Consider the following 25,033-nt stretch of genomic DNA (forward strand, 5'->3'; position numbering starts at 1 on the left):
GAGAGCGGAATCACCGGCTCCGCCAGGCGTCGCAGCCGTTCGGCTCGACTTTTCGCCCGAATGCAGTCGTACCGCTCGCGCACCGGTGCGCGGCGTCCTTGCCTTGAAGCGTGTCCCCACGCCTCAGGAGCGCCCTGTCGGCCGTACTGATCGCCCTGTCCTGCCTGCTCGTGCCCTTCGGCGCGCTGGCGGCCTGGGCGGCGTACGGGCTCACCGACACGGGCCGGTACGTCACCACGATGGCCCCGCTCGCCACCGACCCGGCCGTGCGGGAGGCCGTCGTGGCCACGGTCGGGGACGACATCGTGCGCGAGGTGGACCACCGCATCGACGTCCGCCGGATGCGCGGATCGGTCGCCCCGTTCGTGCACGACGCCGTGCGCTCCTTCACCCAGACCCGCGCCTTCCGGCTGGCCTGGGACACCGGCAACCGGGTCACGCACGACGCGGTGCTGCGCGCCCTGCGTGCCGAGGACGCCGGCGACGAGCAGGCCCGGCCCCTCACCGTCGACCTCGCCCCCGTCACCGACCAGGTCAAACGCCAGCTCACCCAGGACCATGTGCCGCTCGCCGCGCGCATCCCGGTGCAGCACACCACGGTCCCGGTGCTCCCGGCGGCCGAGGTCACCCAGCTGAGGAAGGGTTTCCGCGTGCTCGAAGTCGCCGGCTTCTGGCTCCCGGTCGCGGCCGTCGTCTTCGCCGTCGCCGGGATCGCCCTCGCCGTCCGCCGCCGCCGCGCCGTCGTCGCGACCGCGCTGGGCACGGCCCTGGGCGGCGGCCTGCTCGCCCTCGCCGTCACCGTCGGGCGCAGTCTCACCCTCGCCGGCCTTCCGGACGATGTGTCGCACCCGGCCGCGGGCGCGGTCTACGACGCCCTGACCTCCACCCTGCGCACGGTCTGCTGGGTGCTGCTGGGCCTCGGCCTCGCGGTGGCGCTGACGGCCTGGCTCACCCGCCGTCTGCGTCCGGCCCGCCGCGCGCGAGGGCGGCGAGGGTCCGCAGCGCCCGCGTCAGATCCTTCTCCGGAGCCGACGCGAGTCCGAGCCTGACGGCGTTCGGGGTCCGGCTCGGGTCGACCGAGAAGGCGGTGCCCGGTGTGACGGCGATGCCGTGCGCCCGCGCGGCCGCGGTGAAGGTGTCGGCCCGCCAGCACGCGGGCAACTGCCACCAGGCGAAGTAGGCCGCCGGATCCGACCGTACGGCGAAACCCTCCAGCTCCTCGGCGACCAGCCGCTGCCGCCGCCCCGCGTCCTGCCGCTTGGCGGCGGCCAGCCGGGCCACGGTCCCGTCCCCGATCCACCGCACGGCCGCCTCCAGAGCGAAGGCCCCCGCGTTCCACCCCCCGGACCTGACGGCCCGCGCCACCGCTTCGGTGCGGTCGGCCGGTGCGACGACGAATCCGACGGTGAGCCCCGGGGCGACCCGCTTGGACAGCCCGTCGACGAGGTGGACGAGGTCCGGGACGAGCGCGGCGAGCGGGGGTTCGCCGCCCGGGTGCAGGAAGGACCAGATCCTGTCCTCCACGACGGATATCCCCAGGCTGTGGATGACGTCGGCCAGGTGCGCACGCCGCTCGGCGCCCAGGGTCAGCGAGGTCGGGTTGTGCAGGGTCGGCTGGAGATAGAGGGCGGACAGGGGAGCGGTGCGGTGGGCCGCGGCGACCGCGTCGGGCAGCGGTCCGCGCTCGTCCGCCGCGAGCGGGACGAGGGTGTGGCCGAGCCGCGCCGCGATCTCCTTGACCAGCGGATACGTCAGCGGTTCGACGCCGACCCGGCCACCCGGCCGGACCAGGGAGGCAAGGGTTGCGGCGATGGCCTGGCGGGCGTTTCCGGTGAAGAGGATCCGGCCCGGATCGGGCCGCGGTCCGCCGGCGGCCGCCAGCGCCGCGACCGCCTCACCGGCCGCGGGGGTGCCGGCGGCCGGGGCAGGCCGCAACGCCTCGGCCAGCGCGTCCGGCCGCAGCAGCGGCGCCAGGGACGGGGCCAGCACCTCGGACTGGCCGGGCGCGGACGGGTAGTTGAGCTCCAGGTTCACCGGCGCCGTACCGGTCGCCTCGGTCAGCGCGTGCCCCGGCTGCCGGTCCGGCTCGCCCGCGCGCACGAACGTGCCGCGCCCGACCTCGCCCACCACCAACCCCCGGCGGACGAGTTCGGCGTACACCCGACCCGCCGTCGAGGCGGCGATCCCGTGCCGGCGGGCGAACGCCCGCTGCGGCGGCAGCCGCCCGCCCGGGCGGAGCCGGCCGCGGGCGATGTCGCCGGCGATCCGGTCGGCGATCCGCCGGTAGTCGTCCATGCGTCCCCCTGTCCTCCCGGCGCACCGCACCGCACCACACCACATTGCACCGAGGGCAAAGATTTTATTGCACCGAGGAGTTGGGGCTGCCTAGGGTCGATCGTATGAGCCCCTTCCTCGCATACGAGGACAAGGCGGACTCCGGTGCCTCCTCCCGGACCCCCCTCGTCCTCGTCCACGGCCACCCCTTCGACCACACGATGTGGGCCCCCCAGCTGGCCGCGTTCTCCGCCGGCCGCCGGGTGATCGCCCCCGACCTGCGCGGCTACGGCGCCTCCCCGGTGACCCCGGGCCTCGTCCCGCTCGCCCGCCACGCCCAGGACATCGAGGAACTGGTGGATCACCTGGGGCTGGACTCCTTCGTGCTGGCCGGCCTGTCGATGGGCGGCCAGATCGCCATGGAGTGCCACGGCCGCTTCGGCGACCGCATCAGGGGCCTGGTCCTCGCCGACACCTTCCCCGACCCCGAGACGCCCGAGGGCAAAAAGGGCCGCAACGCCCTGGCCGACCGGCTGCTCGCCGAGGGGATGCGCGGCTACGCCGACGAGGTCCTGGACAGGATGGTCGCCCCGTACGCGGATCCCGAGGTCAAGGCGCACGTCCACCGCATGATGACGGCCACGCCCCCCGAGGGCGCCGCGGCCTCCCTGCGCGGCCGCGCCGAACGTCCCGACTACCGCCCCCTGCTGACCGGGGTGGCCGTCCCCGCCCTCGTCGTGACCGGCGCCGACGACACGTACACGCCGGTGTCGGACGCCGAGGCGATGCACTCGGCGATCCCCCACTCCGCGCTGCACGTGATCGACGGAGCCGCCCACCTGCCGAACCTGGAACGGGCGCCGGAGTTCAACGAGATCCTCGGGCAGTTCCTGGCCGGCATCGACACACACCCCTCCTAACCGGAGGACGAACCCCGGGGCAGCACAACCCGCCGCCGAGAACGCCCGCCCGGGCGGACCCGGGCAGGCGGTGCTCCCTTCGGGCCGGGCCGGACGGCATTCCAGGCGAGCCGGAGCGGGCGGAAACCGGCCAGGGCAGTCCCGGGCAAGTCGAGGCGGGCCCTGGGGAAGCCGGACCCGGGCAGCCCGGTGCGGACCGAGGCGGGCCGGAGCGGACCGGGGCAAGCCGGTTCCGAGCAGGCCGGAGCAGGCGCGGACGGGCGAGGATGGGCCGGGGCGAAGTGCCCATAATGGGCGCATGTCTCGCGAGTTCCCCATCGGCCTGACCCCACCCGACTGGCTGGTCCGGAACCTCCAACCCCACCGGGCACCCCTCAACCGGGCCGCGATGGCCCGGGCGGCCGTCGGCATGTCGGCTCCCCTGGCGATCGGCCTCGCGGCCGGGCAGCCCGCCTACGGCGCACTCGCCTCCATGGGCGCGCTGAACGGCGTCATCGGCGACACCGCCGACGCCTACCGCATGCGCGTCATCAACATGGCCGTCCCACAGCTCGTCGGCGCCGTCGGTGTCGTCCTGGGCGCGCTGGTGTACGGCCGCGGGTGGGTCGCGGTCGCCACCGTCACCTGCGTCGCCCTGCTGTCCGGAATGATCTCGACGATCGGCGCGGTGGCGTCCGTGTCCGGACTGCTGCTGCTCCTGAACGCCGTGATCGGCGCGGGACTTCCGCTCCCCAGCCCCTGGTGGCTGCCCCCGGCCCTGATGACCGGCGGCGGTCTGCTCGTCCTCGCCCTGGCGCTGCTCGCCTGGCCGCTGCGGGCGGGGGTGCCGGAGCGCGCGTCGGTCGCGGCCGCGTACCGGGCGGTGGCCGACCTGCTGGCCGCCTGCGGCGACCCGGACCGCTACATGACCACCCGCTTCGACGTCACCCAGTCCCTCAACCGCTCCTACGACCTCATCCTCGCCCACCGCGCCCGTCACCACGGCCGCAGCCGCGAACTCACCCGTCTGCTGGCCCAGTTGAACGCGATCACGCCGGTGGTCGAGGCGGCACCCGCGGTCCATCTCTCCGGCCGCCCGCTCCCGCCGGAGGTACCCGAAGAGGTCCGCCGCCTGGCCCGGTCCGTCGAGACCGGAGACACCGGGCCGGCAGCCCTGCCCGCCCTTCCCCTCCCCGCCACCGAGACCGCCCGGGCCGTCGACCACGCCCTGCGTCACGCCACCGAGGTCGTCACCCACCCGGACATCGGCCCTCCCCCGTTCCCGGCCTCGGCCAAGCGGGGGGACCGCCATGGCGGCGACGACCGCCTCGGCCGCCCGTCCGCGCTCGGCATCCGCACGGCCCGCGCAGCCCGCAGCGCCGTCCTCTCCGCCAACTCCTGGCGCTACGGCCTGCGCCTCGCCCTCTGCATCGGCATCGCGCAGGCCCTGGTCTCGCTCGTCCCGGTCCCCCGCTCCTACTGGGTGGCCCTGACGATCACCTTCGTCCTCAAGCCCGACTTCGGCTCGGTGTTCTCGCGGGCGCTGCTGCGGGCGCTGGGCACGGTGGCGGGCCTGGTGATCGCGGCGGCGGTCCTTGCGGAGGTGCCCCGGGGCTGGTGGGACGTCCCCGTGATGTTCGTCCTCGCCCCGCTGATCCCGGCCCTGACCCCCCGCGGCTACGGCTACCAGACGGCGGCGATCACCCCGGTGATCCTCCTCCTCTCCGACAACCTGAACCACCAGGGCACGGCCCTCCTGCTGCCCCGCCTCCTGGACTCCCTCATGGGCTGCGCGATCGCCCTGGTCGCGGGCTACCTGCTGTGGCCGGAGAGCTGGCGCACCCGTGTCGGCGACCGCCTCGCGGACGCGGTGGCCGACACGGCGGCGTACGTGGAGGCGGCGTTCGGCCCGCAGACCGACCCCGCCGCCCGCGCCCGTATGCGCCGCCGCCTGTACCGGGATTTGTCGGTCATCCGCACGGAGTTCCAGCGCGCCCTGACCGAACCACCGCCCACCGGACGCCGGGCCGCGGCCTGGTGGCCGCTGGTGGTCGCCGTGGAACGCATCATCGACGCGACGACCGCGGCCCGAGTCCGCGTCCGCCACGGCGCGGAGCCCCCGTCGGCCGCGGAGATCGACCAGGTGGCCGGCCAGCTGCGCGAACTGTCCGAAGGCGTACGGCGGTCGGAGACCCTCACCGCGGTCCGCACCCGTCTGACCGGCCCCTCGGACAGCGTCCTCGAACCGCTGCGCCAGGAGGTGGCCGCGGCGCGAGCGATCACGACACCGCACTGACGCCCCGGGCAGCGACCGAAACGCAATGTGGGGCCGCTAACCTTACGTGTCCGTCCTGGCCAGGGATCGACGGGAACAACTCACGCGAAGGGTTGCGCACATGGGCATTCTCACTCTCCTGCGGAACGCGTTCGGCCGAGGGCGCAAGACGCGCACCGCCGAGGCAGAGGGTGCGGACCGTCGCCCTTCGCCGGCCCCGGCTCCCGAGCCGACGCCCGCCGCCGAAGAAACCCCGACCTCGACCGCCCAGGTCCCCGAGCCCCGTACGTCCTCCCCGGACGAGCACGATCTGGTGTCGGCGGCCTTCGACCACGTAACGGTCCCCAGGCAGGCGACAGAGCCCGCCCACCACCAGCAGCCGACAGCCGAGACCACCCCGACAACTGCGCCCGAGCAGACGGCCGAGGCCGAGCAGGCGGCACAGGCCGAGCCGACCGAGCAGGCCGCTGAGGCGGAGCCGACGGCTGAAGCCGAGCGGACCGCTGAAGCAGAGCCGGAGGCTGAAGCCGAGCGGACCGCTGAAGCAGAGCCGGAGGCTGAGGCTGAAGCAGAGCAGACCGCTGCGCCGGCGGCTGAGGCCGAGCCGGAGACTGCCGCACAGGCGGAGCCGAAGCCGGTGACCGAGGCGGAGCCGGTGGCTGAGGCGAAGCTGGTTCCCGAGGCAGAGCCGGTGACCGAGGCGGAGCAGACGGCGGCCGAGGCCGAGACGCAGGCCGAGGTGGAACCGCAGCTCGCCCCCGAGCCGGTCGCCGAGGAGCCCGAGCCCGTGGCGGAAGCCGAGCCCGACCCAGCGGCGGAAGCCGAGCCCACGGCAGAGGCCGAGCCCGCAACCGAGGCCGAGCCCGAGCCGGTCACCGACGTGAAGTCCGAGCCCGCAGCCGAGCCCGAGCCGGTCGCGGACGTGGAGCCGGAACGGGAGCCGGCCGGTGAGCCGGAGCCGGTGGCTGCTTCTGCTTCTTCTGCTTCTTCTTCTGCTGCTGGAACGGTCGTGGCGGAGGAGACCCCGGACGAGCCGCAGGCCGCCGACGGCGAGGACGCCCCACAGGAGTCACCCGCAGCCGACGACGAGAGCCGCACGGGTGGTGCGGGTGGGGACGAGAACAGCGCCGAAGGCGAAGCCGAGGCGGGGCCCGCCCCGGAGACCGGGACGGGCCCGGCCAAACCCGCCCTCCCCCTCACCCGTGTGAAGGCCCGCACCCCCTCCCTCACCACCGCCTACAAGGCCGCCACCACCACCCTCAAGAACTCCGACCTCACCGGCGCCCGAGCGAAGCTCTACCTCGTACTCGACCGCTCCGCCAGCATGCGCCCGTACTACAAGGACGGCTCCGCCCAGGCCCTCGCCGACCAGACCCTCGCCCTCGCCGCGCATCTCGACCCCGAGGCCACGGTCCACGTCGTGTTCTTCTCCACGGAGGTCGACGGCACCACCGACCTCACCCTCACCGCGGACCACGAGACGAAGATCGACGACGTCCACGCCTCCCTCGGCCGCATGGGCCGTACCAGCTACCACGCCGCCGTGGAGGCCGTCCTCGCGCACTACGAGAAGAACCACCAGCAGGACGCGGACCCCGCCACCCCGGCCCTGGTGGTCTTCCAGACGGACGGCGCCCCCGACGCGAAGACCCCCGCCACCCAGTCCCTCACCGAGGCCGCCGGGAAGCACCCCTCCGTCTTCTTCTCCTTCGTCGCCTTCGGTGAGCACGACAACAAGGCCTTCGACTACCTGCGCAAGCTGAAGACCGGCAACACGTCCTTCTTCCACGCGGGCCCGGCCCCGCGCGAGCTGACGGACACGGAGCTGTACGAGGGCGTGCTCGCCGCCTGGCGTCCGTAACGCCTCCCGCCCCACCCTGCCCGCCCGCCCCCGTCCCGGCCCTGCCGGCCCTCGTCCCGGCTCTCCCGGCCCTGCCGGCCCCCGCCGATCCCCTCCACCGGTGCCGTCCGCTTCTCACCCCGTAAAACGGGAGGCGGGCGGCACCCCCGTTTCGGCTACGCTTTCAAGGTTCGAAGACGACCGCGGACACCGACAGACACCCGCGGCCATCACCCCGCGTAGCAACCTGGGAGCAGCCCGCGATGGCTCGACACCTCATCACCAGCGCCCTTCCGTACATCAACGGAATCAAGCACCTGGGCAACATGGTGGGGTCCATGCTCCCGGCGGACGTGTACTCCCGGTACCTCCGCCAGCGCGGCCACGACGTCCTGTACATCTGCGCGACGGACGAGCACGGCACCCCCGCGGAACTTGCCGCCAAGGAGCAGGGCCTCCCGGTCGACGAGTTCTGCGCCCAGGCGCACGACGCCCAGAAGGCGGTCTACGACGGCTTCGCGCTGGCGTTCGACTACTTCGGCCGGAGTTCCTCCGCCGAGAACCGCGAGATCACCCAGCACTTCGCCCGCAGGCTGAACGAGAACGGCTTCATCGAAGAGCGCGCGATCCGCCAGGTCTACTCGCCCACCGACGGCCGCTTCCTGCCGGACCGCTATGTGGAGGGCACCTGCCCCCACTGCGGCTACGACAAGGCCCGCGGCGACCAGTGCGAGAACTGCACCCGGGTCCTCGACCCCACGGACCTGATCAACCCCCGTTCGGCGATCTCGGGCTCCACGGACCTGGAGGTCCGTGAGACCAAGCACCTCTTCCTCCTCCAGTCGAAGCTGGAGAGCGAGGTCCGCGAGTGGGTCGCCCGCCACGACAAGGACTGGCCGCAGCTGGCATCCTCCATCGCCCACAAGTGGCTGACCGAGGGCCTGCACGACCGGGCGATCACCCGTGACCTGGACTGGGGCGTGCCGGTCCCGGCGGACACGTGGCCGGAACTGGCCGCCGAGGGCAAGGTCTTCTACGTCTGGTTCGACGCCCCGATCGAGTACATCGGCGCGACGAAGGAGTGGGCGGACCAGGACCCGGAGAACCGGGACTGGAAGTCCTGGTGGTACGAGGCCGACGACACCGTCCGCTACACGGAGTTCATGGCGAAGGACAACGTCCCCTTCCACACGGTGATGTTCCCGGCCACCGAGCTGGGCGTGCGCGAGCCGTGGAAGAAGGTCGACTACGTCAAGGCCTTCAACTGGCTGACGTACTACGGCGGCAAGTTCTCCACCTCGCAGAAGCGGGGCGTCTTCACCGACCAGGCCCTGGAGATCCTCCCCGCCGACTACTGGCGCTACTTCCTGATCGCCAACGCCCCGGAGTCGGACGACTCGTCCTTCACCTGGGAGCACTTCACGGCCACGGTGAACAAGGACCTCGCGGACACCCTCGGCAACTTCGTCAACCGCGTGCTGTCCTTCTCCCGCAAGCGCTTCGGCGACGACGTGCCGGCCGGCGGCGAGCCGGGCGAGGCCGAGATGCGCCTCGGCGAGGAGATCGCCTCGCTCCTCGCCGAGTACGAGTCGCACATGGAGACCCTCCAGTTCCGCAAGGCGGCCGCCGCCCTGCGCGCCCTGTGGTCGGCCGGCAACTCCTACCTGGAGGAGAAGGCCCCCTGGCTGGAGATCAAGACCGACAAGGACGCCGCGGCCCTCACCCTGCGGACCGCGATGAACCTGATCCACCTGTACGCGGTGGTGTCCGAGCCGTTCATCCCGGCGACGGCGAAGACCATGCGCGAGGCGTTCGCGCTGGCGGACGACACCGCGGCCTGGGTCACCGCCGAGGAGGCGAAGTCCCTCGCCTTCGTCCCGTCCGGCACCGCCTTCACCGTCCCGCCGGTCCTGTTCGCCAAGCTGACGGACGAGGACCTGCAGGCGTACAAGGAGCGCTTCGGCGGCGCACCGGAGTAAAAACGCCGGAACCCCCCGCATGCGCCGCGGCTAAGCTTGCCGGGCATGCAGACCAGGGGACCGCAGTCCGAGGATGCGGAGTCGTTCTACGTGACGACTCCCATCTACTACGTCAACGATGCTCCTCACCTGGGCCACGCCTACACGACCGTCGCGGGCGACGTGCTCTCCCGCTGGCACCGTCAGCGCGGCGAGAGGGTGTGGTTCCTCACCGGCACGGACGAGCACGGTCAGAAGATCATGCGCACGGCCGAGGCGAACGGGGTCACCCCCCAGCAGTGGGCCGACCGGCTCGTCACCGATGCCTGGAAGCCCCTCTGGGAGCACCTGGAGATCGCGAACGACGACTTCATCCGCACCACGCAGCGGCGGCACACCGACCGCGTCCAGGAGTTCGTGCAGGACCTGTACGACAAGGGCGAGATCTACAAGGGCGGCTACGAGGGGCCGTACTGTGTGGGCTGCGAGGAGTACAAGCTCCCGGGTGAACTGATCGACGGCGAGGGCGAGTTCGCGGGTCTGAAGCTGTGCCCGATCCACCGCAGGCCGGTGGAGATCCTCAGCGAGGAGAACTACTTCTTCCGCCTGAGCGCGTACGCCGACCGGCTGCTCGCCCACTACGAGGCGAACCCCGGCTTCGTCCGGCCCGAGTCCGCGCGCAACGAGGTCGTGAACTTCGTCCGCCGGGGCCTGCAGGATCTCTCCGTCTCCCGCTCGACCTTCGACTGGGGCATCCCGGTCCCCTGGGACGACCGGCACGTCATCTACGTGTGGGTCGACGCGCTGCTGAACTACGCGACGGCGGTCGGCTACAACGAGAACCGGGAGAAGTTCGAGGCGACCTTCCCGGCCGACGTCCACCTGGTCGGCAAGGACATCCTCCGCTTCCACGCGGTGATCTGGCCGGCGATGCTGATGGCCCAGGGCCTGCCCCTGCCCGGCACGATCGCCGCGAACGGCTGGCTGATGGCCGGCGGCGAGAAGATGTCCAAGTCCAACCTGACCGGCATCAAGCCGCAGGACCTCACTTCGCACTTCGGCGTGGACGCCTACCGCTGGTACTTCCTGCGCGCCATCGCCTTCGGCCAGGACGGCTCCTTCTCCTGGGAGGACTTCTCGGCCCGCTACACCTCCGAGCTGGCCAACGACTACGGCAACCTCGCCTCCCGCGTGGCCGCCATGGTCGGCAGGTACTTCGGCGGCGAACTGCCGGCGTCCACGGACGACGGGGAGGCCGAGCGGGCGGTCCACGAGGGGCTGGCGAAGGCCGTCGCCGAGGCCGACCGGCGCATCGGTGACGAGCTGGACTTCCAGGGCGGCATCCTGGCCGTCTTCGACTTCGTCAAGCAGGTCAACGGCTACCTCACGGAGCAGGAGCCGTGGAAGGTGGCCAAGGACACCAGCGACGAGGGCAGGGCCCGCCTGGCCGCGATCCTCTACACGGCGGCCGAGTCGCTGCGCGCGATCGCCGTCCTGCTGAACCCGGTCATGCCGGAGACCTCCCAGAGGCTCTGGGACTCCCTCGGCGCCGAGGCCGCCCTCGGCTCCCTCGCCGAGCAGCGGGTCCAGGCCGCGGGCGAATGGGGCAGGCTGCCGGCCGGATCCACCGTCACCAAGGGAGCGGTCCTCTTCCCGCGCCTGGAGGAGAAGCCGACGCAGTAAGACGTCAGGTCCCCGACGCGTAGGTCACGAAGCTCGTCCAGACGCTGAGCGTGGGTGCCAGGCGGGGACCTTCGACGTTCTTGGAGTCACGGACGTGCACGGTGCCGGGGGTGACGGCAAGCTCAACGCAGGAGTTGCCGTCGTTGCCGCTGCTGTAGCTGCTCTTGAACCACGCCGCGGGAACCTGCCGACGGAACCCCTGATCCGTCCGGCCGCCTTCCTGGCTCACCGCCTGGCCGCGCAGCTTCCGCCGCCGCCCCCGTTCGACTCTCCGATGTCACAGGCACCGGCCCTCAGACACCCGCTCCGCAACTGCGACGGCTGCGACCGTGCCTTCCGCTCGCCCGCACCGGGCGGTCGCTGCGGCGACTGCCGATCCGATCGCCCGGAGGCCGCCTAGCATGAACGTGACGATCCTTGCCCCCGGGCACAGACGAGGAGCGAGCGCCATGACCATCGCCCCGGACGACGCACAGCAGGGCGCCTCCCACCGGTACCGGGCCATGCGCGACTTCGTTCAGTCCATGGACGACACCCTGCCCGGCAAGTTCGAGGTCACCGAGGAAGGAATCGTCCACGACATGATGGCGCCCGTCGGCCCGCACCAGCTGACCACCCTGCACCTGCGGAAACGCCTCGAAAAAGTGATGCCGGACGAGATCGTGGCCCACACAGGCGAGCCGGACGTGGAGGACGAGTCCGCGGGGATCATGCGCCGCCCCGACGTGATGGTGATCGCCCTCGCCGACATGGAGGTCCGGCGACTGGACCATCTCGACCCAGAACCTGCCGCGGTATGAAAGCAGGACCGGCGAGCAGCAGTGAACCCCGTGCATACAGCAACGGGCCCTGGCGAAGGGTGCAATGACGAGTCACCGCACGGGAAGTTCCCGCGCGGGACCCACGGCTACGGCGGGAAGCCGGAGAAGATCGTCCCGTGAACATGCCCGAACCCCATCGGCGGCTCCTCGCGGACGTCGTCGCCGGCGGCCCGTTCGTCCTGGTGCTCGCCGGCGGTTACGCCCTCCAAGCGCACGGCCTGGTGCAGCGCCCGCATGCCAACCTCGACTTCGCCACCGAGAGTCCCGAGTCCACCGAGAGGATCGCCCGTGCCGTCGGTGCGGCCCTGGAGGCCCGGGGGCGGCAGGTGCGGGCGGGGGCCGGCACCGCGCTCACCGCACAGCTGACCGTCACGGACCCGCCGACCGGCGAGCCCTGCGCGCTCACTCTGCACAAGGAGACCTTCTGGCAGCCGCCCGAGCTGACCGGGTACGGCCCCGCCCTCTCCCTCGAAGACGCCGTCGGCACGAAGATCCGGGCGCTGTACGACCGGGGCTCGGCCGTCGACCTGATCGACGCGCAGGCGGCGGCGACCCGCTTCTCGCTTCCCGAACTGGAGGAACTGGGCCGCCGCCACGCCCACGACCCCTTCGACCTGCCCACCCTCCAGTCCCGCCTCACCGGGACGGACTGGTACGCGGACGTGGACTTCCTCCGGTGCGGTCTGACCGAACCCCAGGTCACCGCCCTGCGCGCCTGGGCCCAGCACTGGTCCGACGACATCGCCGAGCGGCTGCTGGAGGACGGAGCATCCCCCGACACGGAGACCGAGCAGGACGACGAATAGGCCGCCCTCGCGCCCGGTGCGGGCGCGTAAGCGGAAGGGCCCGGAACCGCATCCGGTTCCGGGCCCTTCCTGCCGAACTGTGCCCTACTTCGGCTGCGGCTTGCGGACGGACAGGTGCAGCTCCCGCAGGCGGCTCTCGTCCAGCTCGGTGGGCGCGCCCATCATCAGGTCCTGGGCGTTGCCGTTGAGCGGGAAGGCGATCGTCTCGCGGATGTTGGGCTCGTCCGCGAGGAGCATGACGATGCGGTCCACGCCCGGGGCGATGCCACCGTGCGGCGGAGCGCCGAAGCGGAACGCGCGCAACATGCCCGCGAACTTCTCCTCGACGGTGTCACGGTCGTAGCCCGCGATCTCGAAGGCCTTGAGCATGATCTCCGGCTCGTGGTTCCGGATCGCGCCGGAGGACAGCTCGACGCCGTTGCAGACGATGTCGTACTGCCAGCCCAGGATGTCCAGCGGGTCCTGGGTCTCCAGGGCCTGCAGGCCGCCCTGCGGCATCGAGAACGGGTTGTGCGAGAAGTCGATCCCGCCGGTCTCCTCGTCCTTCTCGTACATCGGGAAGTCGACGATCCAGCAGAAGCGGAAGACGCCCTCCTCGAAGTGGCCGGCCCGCTTGGCGGCCTCCACCCGGACCGCGCCCATGATCTTGGAGACCTCGTCGAACTCACCCGCGCCGAAGAAGACGGCGTGGCCGGGGGCCAGGGAGAGCCGCTTGGTCAGCTCGGCGACGTTCGCCTCGGTGAGGAACTTGGCGATCGGACCGGAGAGCGAGCCGTCCTCGGCCACGCGCACCCAGGCCAGGCCCTTGGCGCCCTGCTCCACGGCGTAGTCACCGAGCTGGTCGAAGAACTTGCGGGGCTGCGCGGAGACGTCCGGCACCGGCAGCGCGCGCACGTGCTTGCCGGCGAACGCCTTGAACTCCGAGCCCTCGAAGACGTCGGTGATGTCCACCAGCTCCAGCTTGGCGCGCAGGTCCGGCTTGTCGGAGCCGTACTTGAGCATCGCCTCGCGGAACGGGATCCGCGGGAAGGGCGAGGTGACGTGGCGTCCGCCGCCGAACTCCTCGAACAGCTCCGTCATGAGCTTCTCGATCGGCTGGAAGACGTCCTCCTGCTCGACGAAGGACATCTCGACGTCGAGCTGGTAGAACTCGCCCGGCGAGCGGTCCGCGCGGGCGTCCTCGTCACGGAAGCAGGGCGCGATCTGGAAGTAGCGGTCGAAGCCGGAGATCATCAGCAGCTGCTTGAACTGCTGCGGGGCCTGCGGCAGCGCGTAGAACTTGCCCGGGTGCACACGGGAGGGGACCACGTAGTCACGGGCGCCCTCGGGGGAGGTGGCGGACAGGATCGGCGTCGCCATCTCGTTGAAGCCCATCGCCACCATCTTGTGGCGGATCGCGGAGATCACGGCCGTACGCAGCATGATGTTGCGGTGCATGCGCTCGCGGCGCAGGTCCAGGAAGCGGTACTCCAGGCGCCGCTCCTCGTTGACCCCGTCCTCGGCGTTGATCGTGAACGGCAGCGGGGCGGCGGCGCCCAGCAGCTCGACCTCGCCGACCTCGACCTCGATCTCACCGGTGGGCAGGTCGGGGTTCACGTTCTCGGTTCCACGTGAAACAACCTGGCCGTCGACGCGGACCGAGGACTCCTTGGAGATCTTGTCCAGGGCCTCGTAGGCGGGCGTGCCGGGACGGGCCACCAGCTGGGTGATCCCGTAGTGGTCGCGCAGATCGATGAAGAGGATGCCGCCCAGGTCGCGCCGATTGTGCAGCCAGCCACTCAGCCGGACATCGGTACCGACGTCAGAGGCGCGGAGCTGGCCGCAGGTGTGGGACCTGTACCGATGCATCGTCGTTCATCGTCCTTCGTGGTGGGGTGATGAGTGCCGGGGCTGCCGCCCCGACGGGAGCCGGGCACGGGGCCCGGACCCATCAAGGGTACCGGGCAGCCCAAGATCGGCTCCCCACCCTTTTACTCACCCGCCCATCGGGTTTCCGCCCCCACCCGCCCGGCGTCCCCGGCTCACCCCGCCCGGCTTCCGGCACCCGCTCCTCCGGCCCCCCGCACCCGCACTCCCGGCACCGGCTCCGGGTCCTTGGCGGCACCTCCAGGCACAGGGGCGCTCATCAATCAGAACTTCGCACACTGGCATCCATCCATAAGATCTTCTTAAAGTGGGGCAATGCGCACTGGCGAGCCCCTACCGTCCGTAGGTGACGTCCTCGGCGCCCTCGCGACCGGACTGTGGCGCTGGGACACGGCCACGGGCCTGGTCACCGTGGACGCGGAGGCGGCGCGGCTGCTCGGGCTGCCCGCGGAGGCGACCACCCTCACGGAGGGCCAGACCCGGGCCCGTTTTCATCCGGTCGACTGGAACGAGATCACCGGGGTGGTCCGGCTCGCGGCCGCCGAGGGCACGCTCGCCGAGGTACGCATCCGGATCATGGACGAGCAGGGGCGGGTCGTCCGGGTCGTCCGCAGCCGTTCGAAGCCGTCCTACGACCCCGAGCGGCAGGCGTACGAGCTGATCGGCACCCTCCAGGAGGTCACCGAGCCGACCCCGGGCACGACCGCGGCCCGCTCCGCGGTCACCGGGGACTGGCGGCGCTCCCGGGAGGCGTTCCTGCTGGACGCGGGCCGGGCGCTGGCCGAGGCACGGTCCACCGCGGAGGTGCTGCGGGTGGCGGGCGGCCTGTCGATGCCGGGGTTCTCCCCGGACGGGCTCGTGGTGTTCGGGGCCGAGGGCGACCGGCTGACGATCATCGGCCAGCACGGGCACGAGCCCGGCGACATGAACCCCTTCTCGCACATGCCGCTGACCACCGCCTACCCGGCGGCCGAGGTCGTGCGCACCGGCCGGGCCGTGTACATGTCCTCGCCGGGCGACTACCGGACCCGCTACCCGATCACCTGGCCGCTCGCCCGGCCCTTCGGCCGCCACTCGTGGGCGTTCCTGCCGCTGACGGTGGCCGGGCGCACCATGGGCGCCTGGATGGCGGCCTTCACCTATCCGGTGGCGTTCACCCCGGACGAGCGCGCCGTCCTGACGACGGTGGCCCGGATGCTCGCCCAGGCCCTGACCCGGGCGGGCGCGGCCGAGTCGGAGCGGGAGCTGACCGAGGGCCTGCAGCGCTCCATGCTGCCCTCGCTGGGTCCCGAGATCCCCGGGATGCAGGTGGCCGCCCGCTACATCCCGACCGGCGGCGGGCTGCAGGTCGGCGGGGACTGGTACGACCTGATCCCGCTGCCCGGGGGCAGCCTGCGGACGAAGGCCCGGGGAGGCAGGTTCGCGCTGGCCATCGGGGACGTCCAGGGGCACGACGTCCGCGCGGCGGGCCTCATGGGCCAGCTCCGCATCGCGCTGCGCGCCTACGCGTCCGAGGGCCACCGCCCGGACGCCGTACTCACCCGCGCCTCCCGCTTCCTGCACGGCATCACGCACGACGAGCACCTGACCGACCTGCGCTTCGCGACCTGCCTGTACGCGGAGGTGGATCCCGCCACCGGCATGCTGGAGATCGCCCGCGCAGGGCACCCGGACCCGGCGATCCGCATGGCCGACGGCACGGTGATGATGCGGCCGACCTCGGGCGGGCTGCCGCTGGGCGTCGACCCGGACGCCGACTATCCGACGACCCGGTTCGCGCTGGAGCCCGGCGAGACCCTGGTGCTGTGCACCGACGGCCTGATCGAGACCGGCGGCCACGACCTGGAGAGCGGCTGGCGGCGCATCCGCACGATCCTGGAGGACTTCGAGGGGTGCGACGCGGATCCCGGGCGCGGCCTGGAGGTGCTGGCCGACGCGCTGGTGCAGGGCGTGCACGGGCCGTCCTCGCACCACACCACCGGCCCGCTGGCCGACCGCCGCGAGGACGACATAGCGGTACTGCTGCTGTCCCGGCCCGAGGCGGACCCGGCCCACGGCGGCACGGTCGCGCCGGGGTCACGGGTGCGGCGCACGCTGCTGTCGGTGGCGCAGGACGAGCCCGAGCGGATCGCCGAGGCCCGCCGGCACCTGCGCGAGCTGCTGCACGACTGGACCGGCGCCGAGCAGGTGGACGCGGCGGTGCTGCTGGTCTCCGAGATGGTCACCAACGTCCTCGTGCACACCGACGCCGACGCGCTGCTGCTCGCCGAGGTCACCGGGGGACCGGCCGGGCGCCGGCTGCGGGTGGAGGTCACGGACGGCGGCGACGACCTCCCGCACCTGCGCCGCCCGGGGGAGCTGGCCTCCTCCGGACGCGGCCTGGTGCTGATCGAGCTGCTCGCGGACGGGTGGGGGGTGGATCCGCGCGGCGAGGGCAAGAGCATCTGGTTCGAGCTGTACGAGTCCGACGGGGCCCGCGCCGGTCCGTAGCCCCGGCAAGCCACGCGTCCGAGCGGGCCGCACCGGCCGCAGCACCCCCGAAACCACGACTCCGGCAGGCCGGCACGGGCCGCAGCGCACCGAAGCCACGCGTCCGACGGGCCCCACCGCCCACAGCACCCCCGAAACCACGACTCCGACAGGCCCGCACCGGCCACGCCCCGCCGGGCTAGGGGTCCGACGGCTCCGGCACCCCGTAGCGCACCCGCAGTTCGTGGACGACCGCGAAGGCGGCCGCGGTCAGCGGCACCGCGAGCAGCATGCCGAGGATGCCCGCGACGGACGCCCCGGCCGTGATCGTCAGCATCACCACCGCGGGATGCATCTGCACGGTCCGGCTCTGGATGGCCGGCTGGAGCACGTGCCCCTCCAGCACCTGCACCGCGAGGACGACCCCGAGCGCCCACAGCGCGATGACGAACCCGCGGTCGGCGAGGGCGACCAGCACGGACACCGCGCCGGAGAGGAAGGCGCCGAGGTAGGGGATGTAGGCGGTGACGAAGACCAGCGCCGCGAGGCCGACCGCGCCGGGCACCCGCAGGACCAGCAGGCCGACGCCGATGCAGACGGCGTCGATGAGGGCGATGAGGGTGGTCCCGCGCATGAACCCCTCGACGGCCCCGTAGGCGCGCCGTGCGGTCGCCTCCAGGAGGTCGGCGGTGTCGCCGGGCGCGAGGGAACGCAGACTCCCGACCACCCGGTGCGAGTCGCGCAGGAAGAAGAAGACGAGCAGCAGCGCGAGCACCGCGATCGCGAGGGACTCGCCGACCACGCTGACCCCGCTGATGACATTGGAGGCGGCGGTCCCGCCGAACCTGCTCAGCAGTGTGCGCGCGTTGCGGGCGAGGTCGTCGAGCCCGGTTCCCGCGGCTCCGAAGTGCTGGGCGACGGCCCTGGCGGCGCTGCGCAGCGAGGCGACGATCTGGTCCCCGGTGTCGATGAGGGCGGCGACGACGATGTAGACGGCGCCGCCGACGACGACCACCACGGCCACACAGGTCAGCCCGGCCGCGAGCGAGCGCTGCATCCCGGCCGTGACCAGTCTCCGGTACAGGGGGCCGAGCAGCGCGGTGCCCAGCAGGGCGAGCAGCACGGGCGTGACGGCGGTGCGGAACTCCGCGCACAGCTGCACCCCCACCCACCCGACCCCGGCGACGAGCAGCAGCACGGCGCACCAGGCGGCGAGTCGGCGGACGGGCTCGGGCAGCAGCGACACGCTTCCAGCGCACCACGCGGTGCCGCGGCTGTCCCGCCGCGCGGGTCCGGCCGGGTGAGGCCGCGCCTGCCGGCCGACCCTGCCGATCGACCCCGCCGGTCGGTCCCGGCGATCCCGCTGCCAGTCACGCGCGGGGACGGGCCCGCGGGGCGCCGTGCGGGTCTGTGGTTGCCGGGGGTCCGGACCGCGGCGCAGGCTGGAAGGACCCGAGGGGCCCGGTCCACCGGGCCAGGAGGTGAGGTTCGCGATGAGCAGGCTCGAAGAGCACATCGACATCGACGCCCCCGCCCGGAAGGTCTGGGACCAGCTGCACGACGTCGAGTCCTATCCGACATTCATCGACGGCGTCCGACGCGCCTATGCGCGGGGCAGCAATCGCGCCCGTCTCGACGTCCAGACCGGAGGTGTGCAGCGGGAGTTCGAGGCTGTCCTCGCCGACCGCGGCAACGACCAGATCATCACCTGGCAGACGCAGGGCAGCCCGGAGCTGAAGGGCGCCTTCTCGGTGCGGTCGCTGGACCAGGACCACAGCCAGGTGCAGATCCGGATCGAGTACGAGCCGGCGGACATCCACGACGCCTTCGGCGGTCCGGGAGGAATGGCCCAGGTCCACCGGATCGAGAACACGGTGCGTGGCGACCTGAAGCAGCTCAAGACCCTGGTGGAGGGATAGCGGCAACCCCCGAGGGGCCGGGCCCTTCGGGGGTTGCCGCACAGGGGATCAGCCACTTGCCACCGGACAAGCGGTGCTGAACCGTCCTCTTGTCACCAGCCCCGGTCGTCGCAGCCCATGCTGGAGCCGTTGTGGGTGTACTGCGCGCCGGGGTTGCCCTCGCCGTTGAGCGCGTTGCCCAACAGGCCGTTGAGGATCCCGACCTCGCCGAGGAGGTCGAGGTCCAGGTCGTGCGACTTGCAGTTGGAACTCTGCATGACGTGGCGGCCGGAGCCGTCGGCGTGGGCGGTGCCCGCGCCGAGGAGTCCTACGCTGCCGAGGGCAACGACCAGAACGGCGGTCTTGCGAAGCTTGTGCATGTCATCTCCATGGAGTGGGTGGATACGGTCTGCCACAGATCGACCCCTTACAGTCACGGAGATTAATACGAAATACACACAAATCGGATCACGACACGCCGCCCCGGCGTGTCGGTACGACGAAAGCCCCGCCCGGGACCACAAGGTCCCGGGCGGGGCTTCGCCGAGTGCCGGCCGACTCGGTCGCCGAAGGGGTTACAGCCCGCCCTCGGTCATGCCGTGCACGGCCGGGATCGTGCCGAGGCGGCCCTTCTGGAAGTCCTCGAAGGCCTGCATCAGCTCGTCCTTGGTGTTCATGACGAACGGCCCGTAGTGCGCCATGGGCTCACGGATGGGCTGCCCGCCGAGGAGGACGACCTCCAGGTCCGGCGTGTGCCCGTCCTGCTTCTCGTCCGCGCGCACGGTCAGCGAGGATCCGCTGCCGAAGACGGCGGTCTGGCCCATGTGGACGGGCCGGCGCTCCGCACCGACGCTGCCGCGGCCCGCGAGGACGTAGGCGAGACCGTTGAAGTCCTCGCGCCAGGGCAGGGTGACCTCGGCGCCCGGGGCGACGGTCGCGTGGATCATGGTGATCGGCGTGTGCGTGATGCCGGGACCCTGGTGGCCGTCCAGTTCGCCCGCGATGACACGGAGCAGCGCGCCGCCGTCGGGGGACGCCAGCAGCTGGACGCTGCCGCCGCGGATGTCCTGGTAGCGCGGGGGCATCATCTTGTCCTTGGCCGGGAGGTTCACCCACAGCTGGAGGCCGTGGAAGAGGCCGCCGGAGACGACGAGGTGCTCCGGCGGGGCCTCGATGTGCAGGAGGCCCGAGCCCGCGGTCATCCACTGGGTGTCGCCGTTGGTGATGGTGCCGCCACCGCCCTGGGAGTCCTGGTGGTCGAAGATCCCGTCGATGATGTAGGTGACGGTCTCGAAGCCGCGGTGCGGGTGCCAGGGGGTGCCCTTGGGCTCGCCCGGCGCGTACTCCACCTCGCCCATCTGGTCCATCATGATGAACGGGTCGAGGTGGCGGTAGTTGATCCCGGCGAACGCCCGGCGCACCGGGAAGCCCTCGCCCTCGAAACCGCTCGGAGCGGTCGTGACGGCCAGTACGGGGCGGGCCACGGCGTCGGCCGGGGCGCCCACCCGGGGCAGCGTCAGCGGGTTCTCGACGGTCACTGCAGGCATGGTCGTACCTCCTTGTGCGCCCACTTTAGTTGAGCATTGAACTTTCCGCCACTCCCAACAGAGAAAGCCCGGAGGGAATTCCCTCCGGGCTCCACCGTGGCGGGCGGATCCGGGCGTCCCGGCCGCCGTCCGCGCGAGGGCGGTACCTAGCCGTACATCCGGCGCATCGCGAAGTCGACCATCTGCTCCACCGCCTTGGCGTCGAACACCATCCGGTGCTCGCCCTCCATGTCCAGGACACAGCCGTAGCCGGTCGGCAGCAGGTCGATCACCTCCGCGCCGGTGATCACGAAGTACTTGGACTCCTTGCCCGCGTACCGGCGCAGCTCCTTCAGCGAGGTGAACATCGGGATCACCGGCTGCTGGGTGTTGTGCAGGGCGAGGAAGCCGGGAGTGTCACCGCGCGGGCAGTACACCTTCGACGTGGCGAAGATCTGCTGGAAGTCCTCGGCGGACATCTGCCCGGTGGTGAAGGCGCGCACCGCGTCCGCGAGCGAGGGCGGGGACGGCTCGGGGTACAGCGGCTGCTGACCGTAGCCGCCGACACCGCCCGCCATAGGCTGCTGCGGGGGCGGGGCGTACTGCTGCTGAGCGCCCGGGTTCTGGTCGTAGCCGTACATGGGCGTAAGCGTACTGAGTCACAGATGACCGGTTCGGGGTTGCTTCTTATTACCGACGGGTAGCATCATCGGAGCTACTTGTTGGTACGTGAACCAGTTGCGAGGAGTCAGTGCCTCGCCGAGTCCTATACGGAGCCGTCACCATGGGGCACTACAAGTCCAATCTCCGCGACATCGAGTTCAACCTCTTCGAAGTGCTCGGCCGCGACAAGCTGTACGGCACCGGCCCGTTCGAGGAGATGGACACCGACACCGCCAAGAGCGTCCTGGAGGAGCTGACGCGCCTCGCGGAGAACGAGCTGGCCGAGTCCTTCACCGACGCCGACCGCAACCCGCCGGTCTTCGACCCCGAGACGAACACCGCTCCGGTCCCGGCGTCCTTCAAGAAGAGCTACAAGGCCTTCATGGACTCCGAGTACTGGCGCCTGGGCCTGCCCGAGGAGATCGGCGGCACCACCGCCCCGCCGTCCCTGATCTGGGCGTACGCGGAGCTGATCCTCGGCGCGAACCCGGCCGTGTGGATGTACTCCTCCGGCCCGGCGTTCGCCCGCATCCTCTTCGAGGAGGGCACCGAGGAGCAGAAGAAGTGGGCGCAGATAGCGGTCGACCGCACCTGGGGCTCCACCATGGTGCTCACCGAGCCGGACGCCGGCTCCGACGTGGGCGCCGGCCGCACCAAGGCGATCCAGCAGGAGGACGGCTCCTGGCACATCGAGGGCGTGAAGCGCTTCATCACCTCCGGTGAGCACGACATGGAGGAGAACATCCTCCACTACGTGCTGGCGCGTCCCGAGGGTGCCGGCCCCGGCACCAAGGGCCTGTCCCTCTTCCTCGTCCCGAAGTACCTCTTCGACTTCGAGACCGGCGAGCTGGGCGAGCGCAACGGCGCCTACGCCACCAACGTCGAGCACAAGATGGGCCTGAAGGCCTCCAACACCTGCGAGATGACCTTCGGCGACCGCCACCCCGCCAAGGGCTGGCTGATCGGCGACAAGCACGACGGCATCCGCCAGATGTTCCGCATCATCGAGTTCGCCCGCATGATGGTCGGCACGAAGGCGATCTCCACGCTGTCGACGGGCTACCTCAACGCGCTGGAGTACGCCAAGGAGCGCGTCCAGGGTCCGGACCTGGCGCAGTTCATGGACAAGACCGCGCCCAAGGTCACCATCACGCACCACCCGGACGTGCGCCGCTCGCTGATGCTGCAGAAGGCGTACGCGGAGGGCATGCGCGCCCTCGTCCTGCACACCGCCGCCGTCCAGGACACGATCGCGGTCAAGGAGGCGACCGGCGAGGACGCCTCCACCGAGGAGGCGCTCAACGACCTGCTCCTGCCGATCGTGAAGGGCTACGGCTCCGAGAAGGGCTACGAGCAGCTCGCCCAGTCGCTGCAGACCTTCGGCGGCTCCGGCTTCCTGCAGGAGTACCCGATCGAGCAGTACATCCGTGACGCCAAGATCGACACCCTGTACGAGGGCACCACGGCGATCCAGGGCCAGGACTTCTTCTTCCGGAAGATCGTCCGCAACCAGGGCGCCGCGCTCAACGGCCTCGCCGAGGACATCAAGAAGTTCCTGGCGCTGGGCACCGGCGGCGAGGAGCTGGCGGGCGCCCGCGAGCACCTCGCGAAGGCGGCCGTGGAGCTGGAGGCGATCGTCGGTCTGATGCTGACCGACCTCGCCGCCACCGAGCAGGACGTCAAGAACATCTACAAGGTGGGCCTGAACACCACCCGCCTGCTGCTCGCCTCCGGTGACGTGATCGTCGGCTACCTGCTGCTCAAGGGTGCCGCCGTGGCCGCCGAGAAGCTGCAGACGGCCGCATCCAAGGACGTGGCGTTCTACACCGGCAAGATCGCGGCGGCGAAGTTCTTCGCGGCCAACGTCCTGCCGGGCGTCACTCTGGCCCGCAAGATCTCGGAGAACGTCGGGCTCGACCTGATGGAGCTGGACGAGGCTGCCTTCTAGGCCTCACAAGGCCCCGCTCCGCACCCACTGATCGCCTGCGTGGGCCCGCTCCCGTCCCGGGGGCGGGCCCACGCACGTCGTTAAGGTAAGCCCCATGAGCGCACCAGCCCGCTTCGACCGCGGCCACACCGACGACCTCATGTCCTTCCTGGCGGCGAGCCCGTCGCCGTACCACGCCGTGGCGAACACCGCCGAGCGGCTGGAGAAGGCGGGCTTCAGGAAGGTCGCGGAGACGGATGCCTGGGACACGGAGGCATCGGCGGCCTCCGCCTCGGGGAGCGGCGGCAGGTATGTGCTGCGCGGCGGCGCGATCGTGGCCTGGTACGTCCCCGAGGGCGCCGCGGCACACACCCCCTTCCGCATCATCGGCGCGCACACCGACTCGCCGAACCTGCGCGTCAAGCCGCAGCCGGACACCGGTGCGCACGGCTGGCGGCAGGTGGCGGTGGAGATCTACGGCGGCCCGCTGCTGAACTCCTGGCTCGACCGGGACCTGGGCCTGGCCGGCCGGCTGACCCTGCGCGACGGCTCCTCGGTCCTCGTCGACGTGGACCGGCCGCTGCTGCGGGTGCCCCAACTCGCCATCCACCTGGACCGTTCGGTGTCCTCGGAGGGCCTCAAGCTGGACAAGCAGCGCCATCTGCAGCCGGTGTGGGGGCTCGGCCGGGACCCGCGCGACGGCGACCTGATCGCCTTCCTGGAGGCGGAGGGCGGTCTTGCGGCGGGCTCGGTGACCGGCTGGGACCTGATGACGCACCCGGTGGAGGCGCCCGCGTACCTCGGCCGGGACCGGGAGCTGGTCGCCGGGCCCCGCATGGACAACCTGCTGTCGGTGCACGCGGGCGCGGCCGCCCTGGCCGCCGCCGCGACCTCCGGCGCCCCGCTCACCCACATCCCCGTCCTGGCCGCCTTCGACCACGAGGAGAACGGCTCGCAGTCGGACACCGGCGCGGACGGCCCGCTGCTCGGCACGGTGCTGGAGCGCTCGGTGTTCGCGCGCGGCGGTTCCTACGAGGACCGGGCCCGCGCCTTCGCCGGCACGGTCTGCCTGTCCTCCGACACGGGCCACGCCGTCCACCCCAACTACGCGGAGCGGCACGACCCGACGCACCACCCGCGCGTCAACGGCGGCCCGATCCTCAAGGTCAACGTCAACAACCGCTACGCCACGGACGGTTCGGGCCGCGCGGTGTTCGCCGCCGCCTGCGAGAAGGCGGGCGTGCCCTTCCAGTCCTTCGTCTCCAACAACTCCATGCCCTGCGGCACCACCATCGGCCCGATCACCGCGGCCCGGCACGGCATCCGGACCGTGGACATCGGCGTGGCGATCCTGTCGATGCACAGCGTGCGCGAGCTGTGCGGCGCCGACGACCCGTTCCTGCTGGCCAACGCGCTGACGGCGTTCCTGGAGGGCTGAGGCCCGGCGCCCCGGGCCGCCCACCCGCGCCCTCTGCGCCGCCGCTGTCCTCGGACCTGCCCGACCAGGGTTCCCGCGGCGCACGATCCGCCTCGCCCTTCAACGATCCGCGCATCCGTGGCCCCGCTGCGGGACTGCGTGTACGAAAGAGATCCCTGCCGCTTCCTGCACGGGCGAAAGAGAGCCCCGGCGCTCTCCTGCGCCCGCTCGGCGGCCGGCCTGCGTCCGGCCCGGCACCGGAGCCGCACGCGGCGACCGGCCACGAGGACCACGCCGACGTGCGCTGATCCCCCGTCACAGTGCACCCGCCCCGGGCATGTCCGGGGCGGCCGAGGCCCTGTCCGGGGCGGGCGCGGGCATGTCCGGGGCGACACCGGGTACCCGGACAGCTCCGCAGATTCCGCAACCGGCAGGGGAGGCGAGGACTCATGGGTCTCGGCGGATGCATCATCCTGATCGCCGTGGGAGCCATCCTCACGTTCGCGACCGACTGGCACATGCAGGGAGTCGACCTCAACGTCGTCGGCCTCATCCTGATGGCCGTCGGACTCATCGGCACCGCGACGTTCAGCGGCATCGCCCGGCGCCGGCGGGTCGTGGTGCCCTCGACGCCGGTGGTCGAGGAGGAACACCACCGCCCTCACCACGGCGGCTACACCGACGGCTACGGCGCCTGACGCTCCCCGGCCG

19 protein-coding genes and 1 pseudogene are annotated in these 25,033 nt (G+C 71.7%); 13 read left to right on the forward strand and 7 right to left on the reverse strand.

Annotated features, from left to right (window positions below; all coding sequences use genetic code 11):
• Positions 1 to 110: 110 nt before the first annotated feature.
• Positions 111 to 1,049, forward strand: a complete 939-nt coding sequence (locus ACFZCP_RS22675; RefSeq protein WP_391429326.1) for a hypothetical protein — start codon at positions 111 to 113, stop codon at positions 1,047 to 1,049.
• Here ACFZCP_RS22675 and ACFZCP_RS22680 read toward each other — a convergent pair.
• A complete protein-coding gene (locus tag ACFZCP_RS22680) occupies positions 949 to 2,295 on the reverse strand; it encodes an aminotransferase class I/II-fold pyridoxal phosphate-dependent enzyme (RefSeq protein WP_391429328.1) in 1,347 nt (448 codons plus the stop codon). The genes ACFZCP_RS22675 and ACFZCP_RS22680 overlap by 101 nt on opposite strands.
• Before the next feature lie 104 nt (positions 2,296 to 2,399).
• Between ACFZCP_RS22680 and ACFZCP_RS22685 the strand changes: the two genes are divergently transcribed.
• From ACFZCP_RS22685 to metG (ACFZCP_RS22705), 5 genes are all read left to right on the forward strand, one after another.
• Positions 2,400 to 3,194 (forward strand): alpha/beta fold hydrolase, encoded by a 795-nt coding sequence (locus tag ACFZCP_RS22685; RefSeq protein WP_391429330.1) that lies wholly within the window; start codon positions 2,400 to 2,402, stop codon positions 3,192 to 3,194.
• Between the two features lie 298 nt (positions 3,195 to 3,492).
• Positions 3,493 to 5,469 (forward strand): FUSC family protein, encoded by a 1,977-nt coding sequence (locus ACFZCP_RS22690; protein ID WP_391429332.1) that lies wholly within the window; start codon positions 3,493 to 3,495, stop codon positions 5,467 to 5,469.
• A 100-nt stretch (positions 5,470 to 5,569) separates the two neighbouring features.
• Positions 5,570 to 7,309, forward strand: coding sequence for a VWA domain-containing protein (locus ACFZCP_RS22695; protein ID WP_391429334.1), 1,740 nt, complete (start codon positions 5,570 to 5,572; stop codon positions 7,307 to 7,309).
• A 242-nt stretch (positions 7,310 to 7,551) separates the two neighbouring features.
• On the forward strand, positions 7,552 to 9,267 hold the full coding sequence (metG, locus tag ACFZCP_RS22700) for a methionine--tRNA ligase (RefSeq protein WP_391429337.1): 1,716 nt from the start codon (positions 7,552 to 7,554) through the stop codon (positions 9,265 to 9,267).
• A gap of 45 nt (positions 9,268 to 9,312) precedes the next feature.
• Positions 9,313 to 10,929 (forward strand): methionine--tRNA ligase, encoded by a 1,617-nt coding sequence (metG, locus tag ACFZCP_RS22705; RefSeq protein WP_391429339.1) that lies wholly within the window; start codon positions 9,313 to 9,315, stop codon positions 10,927 to 10,929.
• 4 nt (positions 10,930 to 10,933) lie between these two features.
• Here metG (ACFZCP_RS22705) and ACFZCP_RS22710 read toward each other — a convergent pair whose 3' ends face one another.
• Complete coding sequence (locus tag ACFZCP_RS22710; RefSeq protein WP_391429341.1) at positions 10,934 to 11,158, reverse strand: DUF397 domain-containing protein; 225 nt, start codon at positions 11,156 to 11,158, stop codon at positions 10,934 to 10,936.
• A 220-nt stretch (positions 11,159 to 11,378) separates the two neighbouring features.
• Between ACFZCP_RS22710 and ACFZCP_RS22715 the strand changes: the two are divergent.
• Positions 11,379 to 11,687: pseudogene (locus ACFZCP_RS22715) on the forward strand (Uma2 family endonuclease); the annotation flags it as partial.
• A 179-nt stretch (positions 11,688 to 11,866) separates the two neighbouring features.
• The gene (locus ACFZCP_RS22720; RefSeq protein ID WP_391429343.1) at positions 11,867 to 12,556 is read left to right on the forward strand and encodes a nucleotidyl transferase AbiEii/AbiGii toxin family protein; all 690 of its coding nucleotides are present in this window, start codon (positions 11,867 to 11,869) and stop codon (positions 12,554 to 12,556) included.
• A gap of 84 nt (positions 12,557 to 12,640) precedes the next feature.
• On the opposite strand, the gene aspS is transcribed toward ACFZCP_RS22720, so the two are convergent.
• The gene (gene aspS / locus ACFZCP_RS22725; protein WP_391429345.1) at positions 12,641 to 14,404 is read right to left on the reverse strand and encodes an aspartate--tRNA ligase; all 1,764 of its coding nucleotides are present in this window, start codon (positions 14,402 to 14,404) and stop codon (positions 12,641 to 12,643) included.
• 333 nt (positions 14,405 to 14,737) lie between these two features.
• Between aspS and ACFZCP_RS22730 the strand changes: the two genes are divergently transcribed.
• The gene (locus ACFZCP_RS22730) at positions 14,738 to 16,912 is read left to right on the forward strand and encodes a SpoIIE family protein phosphatase (RefSeq protein ID WP_391429347.1); all 2,175 of its coding nucleotides are present in this window, start codon (positions 14,738 to 14,740) and stop codon (positions 16,910 to 16,912) included.
• A 178-nt stretch (positions 16,913 to 17,090) separates the two neighbouring features.
• On the opposite strand, the gene ACFZCP_RS22735 is transcribed toward ACFZCP_RS22730, so the two are convergent.
• A complete protein-coding gene (locus ACFZCP_RS22735; RefSeq protein ID WP_391429349.1) occupies positions 17,091 to 18,137 on the reverse strand; it encodes an AI-2E family transporter in 1,047 nt (348 codons plus the stop codon).
• Positions 18,138 to 18,384: 247 nt separating this feature from the next.
• Here ACFZCP_RS22735 and ACFZCP_RS22740 point away from each other — a divergent pair, with 247 nt between their 5' ends.
• Positions 18,385 to 18,810, forward strand: coding sequence for an SRPBCC family protein (locus tag ACFZCP_RS22740; RefSeq protein ID WP_362688983.1), 426 nt, complete (start codon positions 18,385 to 18,387; stop codon positions 18,808 to 18,810).
• A gap of 92 nt (positions 18,811 to 18,902) precedes the next feature.
• On the opposite strand, the gene ACFZCP_RS22745 is transcribed toward ACFZCP_RS22740, so the two are convergent.
• The 3 genes from ACFZCP_RS22745 to ACFZCP_RS22755 form a co-directional block, all read right to left on the reverse strand.
• Positions 18,903 to 19,169: a hypothetical protein gene (locus ACFZCP_RS22745; RefSeq protein ID WP_362688980.1), complete on the reverse strand. Its 267-nt coding sequence runs from the start codon at positions 19,167 to 19,169 to the stop codon at positions 18,903 to 18,905.
• Between the two features lie 195 nt (positions 19,170 to 19,364).
• Positions 19,365 to 20,336, reverse strand: coding sequence for a pirin family protein (locus ACFZCP_RS22750; protein ID WP_391429352.1), 972 nt, complete (start codon positions 20,334 to 20,336; stop codon positions 19,365 to 19,367).
• Positions 20,337 to 20,482: 146 nt separating this feature from the next.
• On the reverse strand, positions 20,483 to 20,956 hold the full coding sequence (locus ACFZCP_RS22755) for an SseB family protein (protein ID WP_362688974.1): 474 nt from the start codon (positions 20,954 to 20,956) through the stop codon (positions 20,483 to 20,485).
• A 143-nt stretch (positions 20,957 to 21,099) separates the two neighbouring features.
• Here ACFZCP_RS22755 and ACFZCP_RS22760 point away from each other — a divergent pair, with 143 nt between their 5' ends.
• From ACFZCP_RS22760 to ACFZCP_RS22770, 3 genes are all read left to right on the forward strand, one after another.
• Positions 21,100 to 22,926, forward strand: a complete 1,827-nt coding sequence (locus tag ACFZCP_RS22760; RefSeq protein WP_391429355.1) for an acyl-CoA dehydrogenase C-terminal domain-containing protein — start codon at positions 21,100 to 21,102, stop codon at positions 22,924 to 22,926.
• A 94-nt stretch (positions 22,927 to 23,020) separates the two neighbouring features.
• Complete coding sequence (locus ACFZCP_RS22765) at positions 23,021 to 24,343, forward strand: M18 family aminopeptidase (protein WP_391429357.1); 1,323 nt, start codon at positions 23,021 to 23,023, stop codon at positions 24,341 to 24,343.
• A 428-nt stretch (positions 24,344 to 24,771) separates the two neighbouring features.
• Positions 24,772 to 25,020, forward strand: coding sequence for a DUF6458 family protein (locus ACFZCP_RS22770; RefSeq protein ID WP_362688965.1), 249 nt, complete (start codon positions 24,772 to 24,774; stop codon positions 25,018 to 25,020).
• Positions 25,021 to 25,033: the final 13 nt, after the last annotated feature.

Source organism: Streptomyces sp. NPDC007971 (assembly GCF_042958635.1).
Lineage (GTDB): Bacteria > Actinomycetota > Actinomycetes > Streptomycetales > Streptomycetaceae > Streptomyces.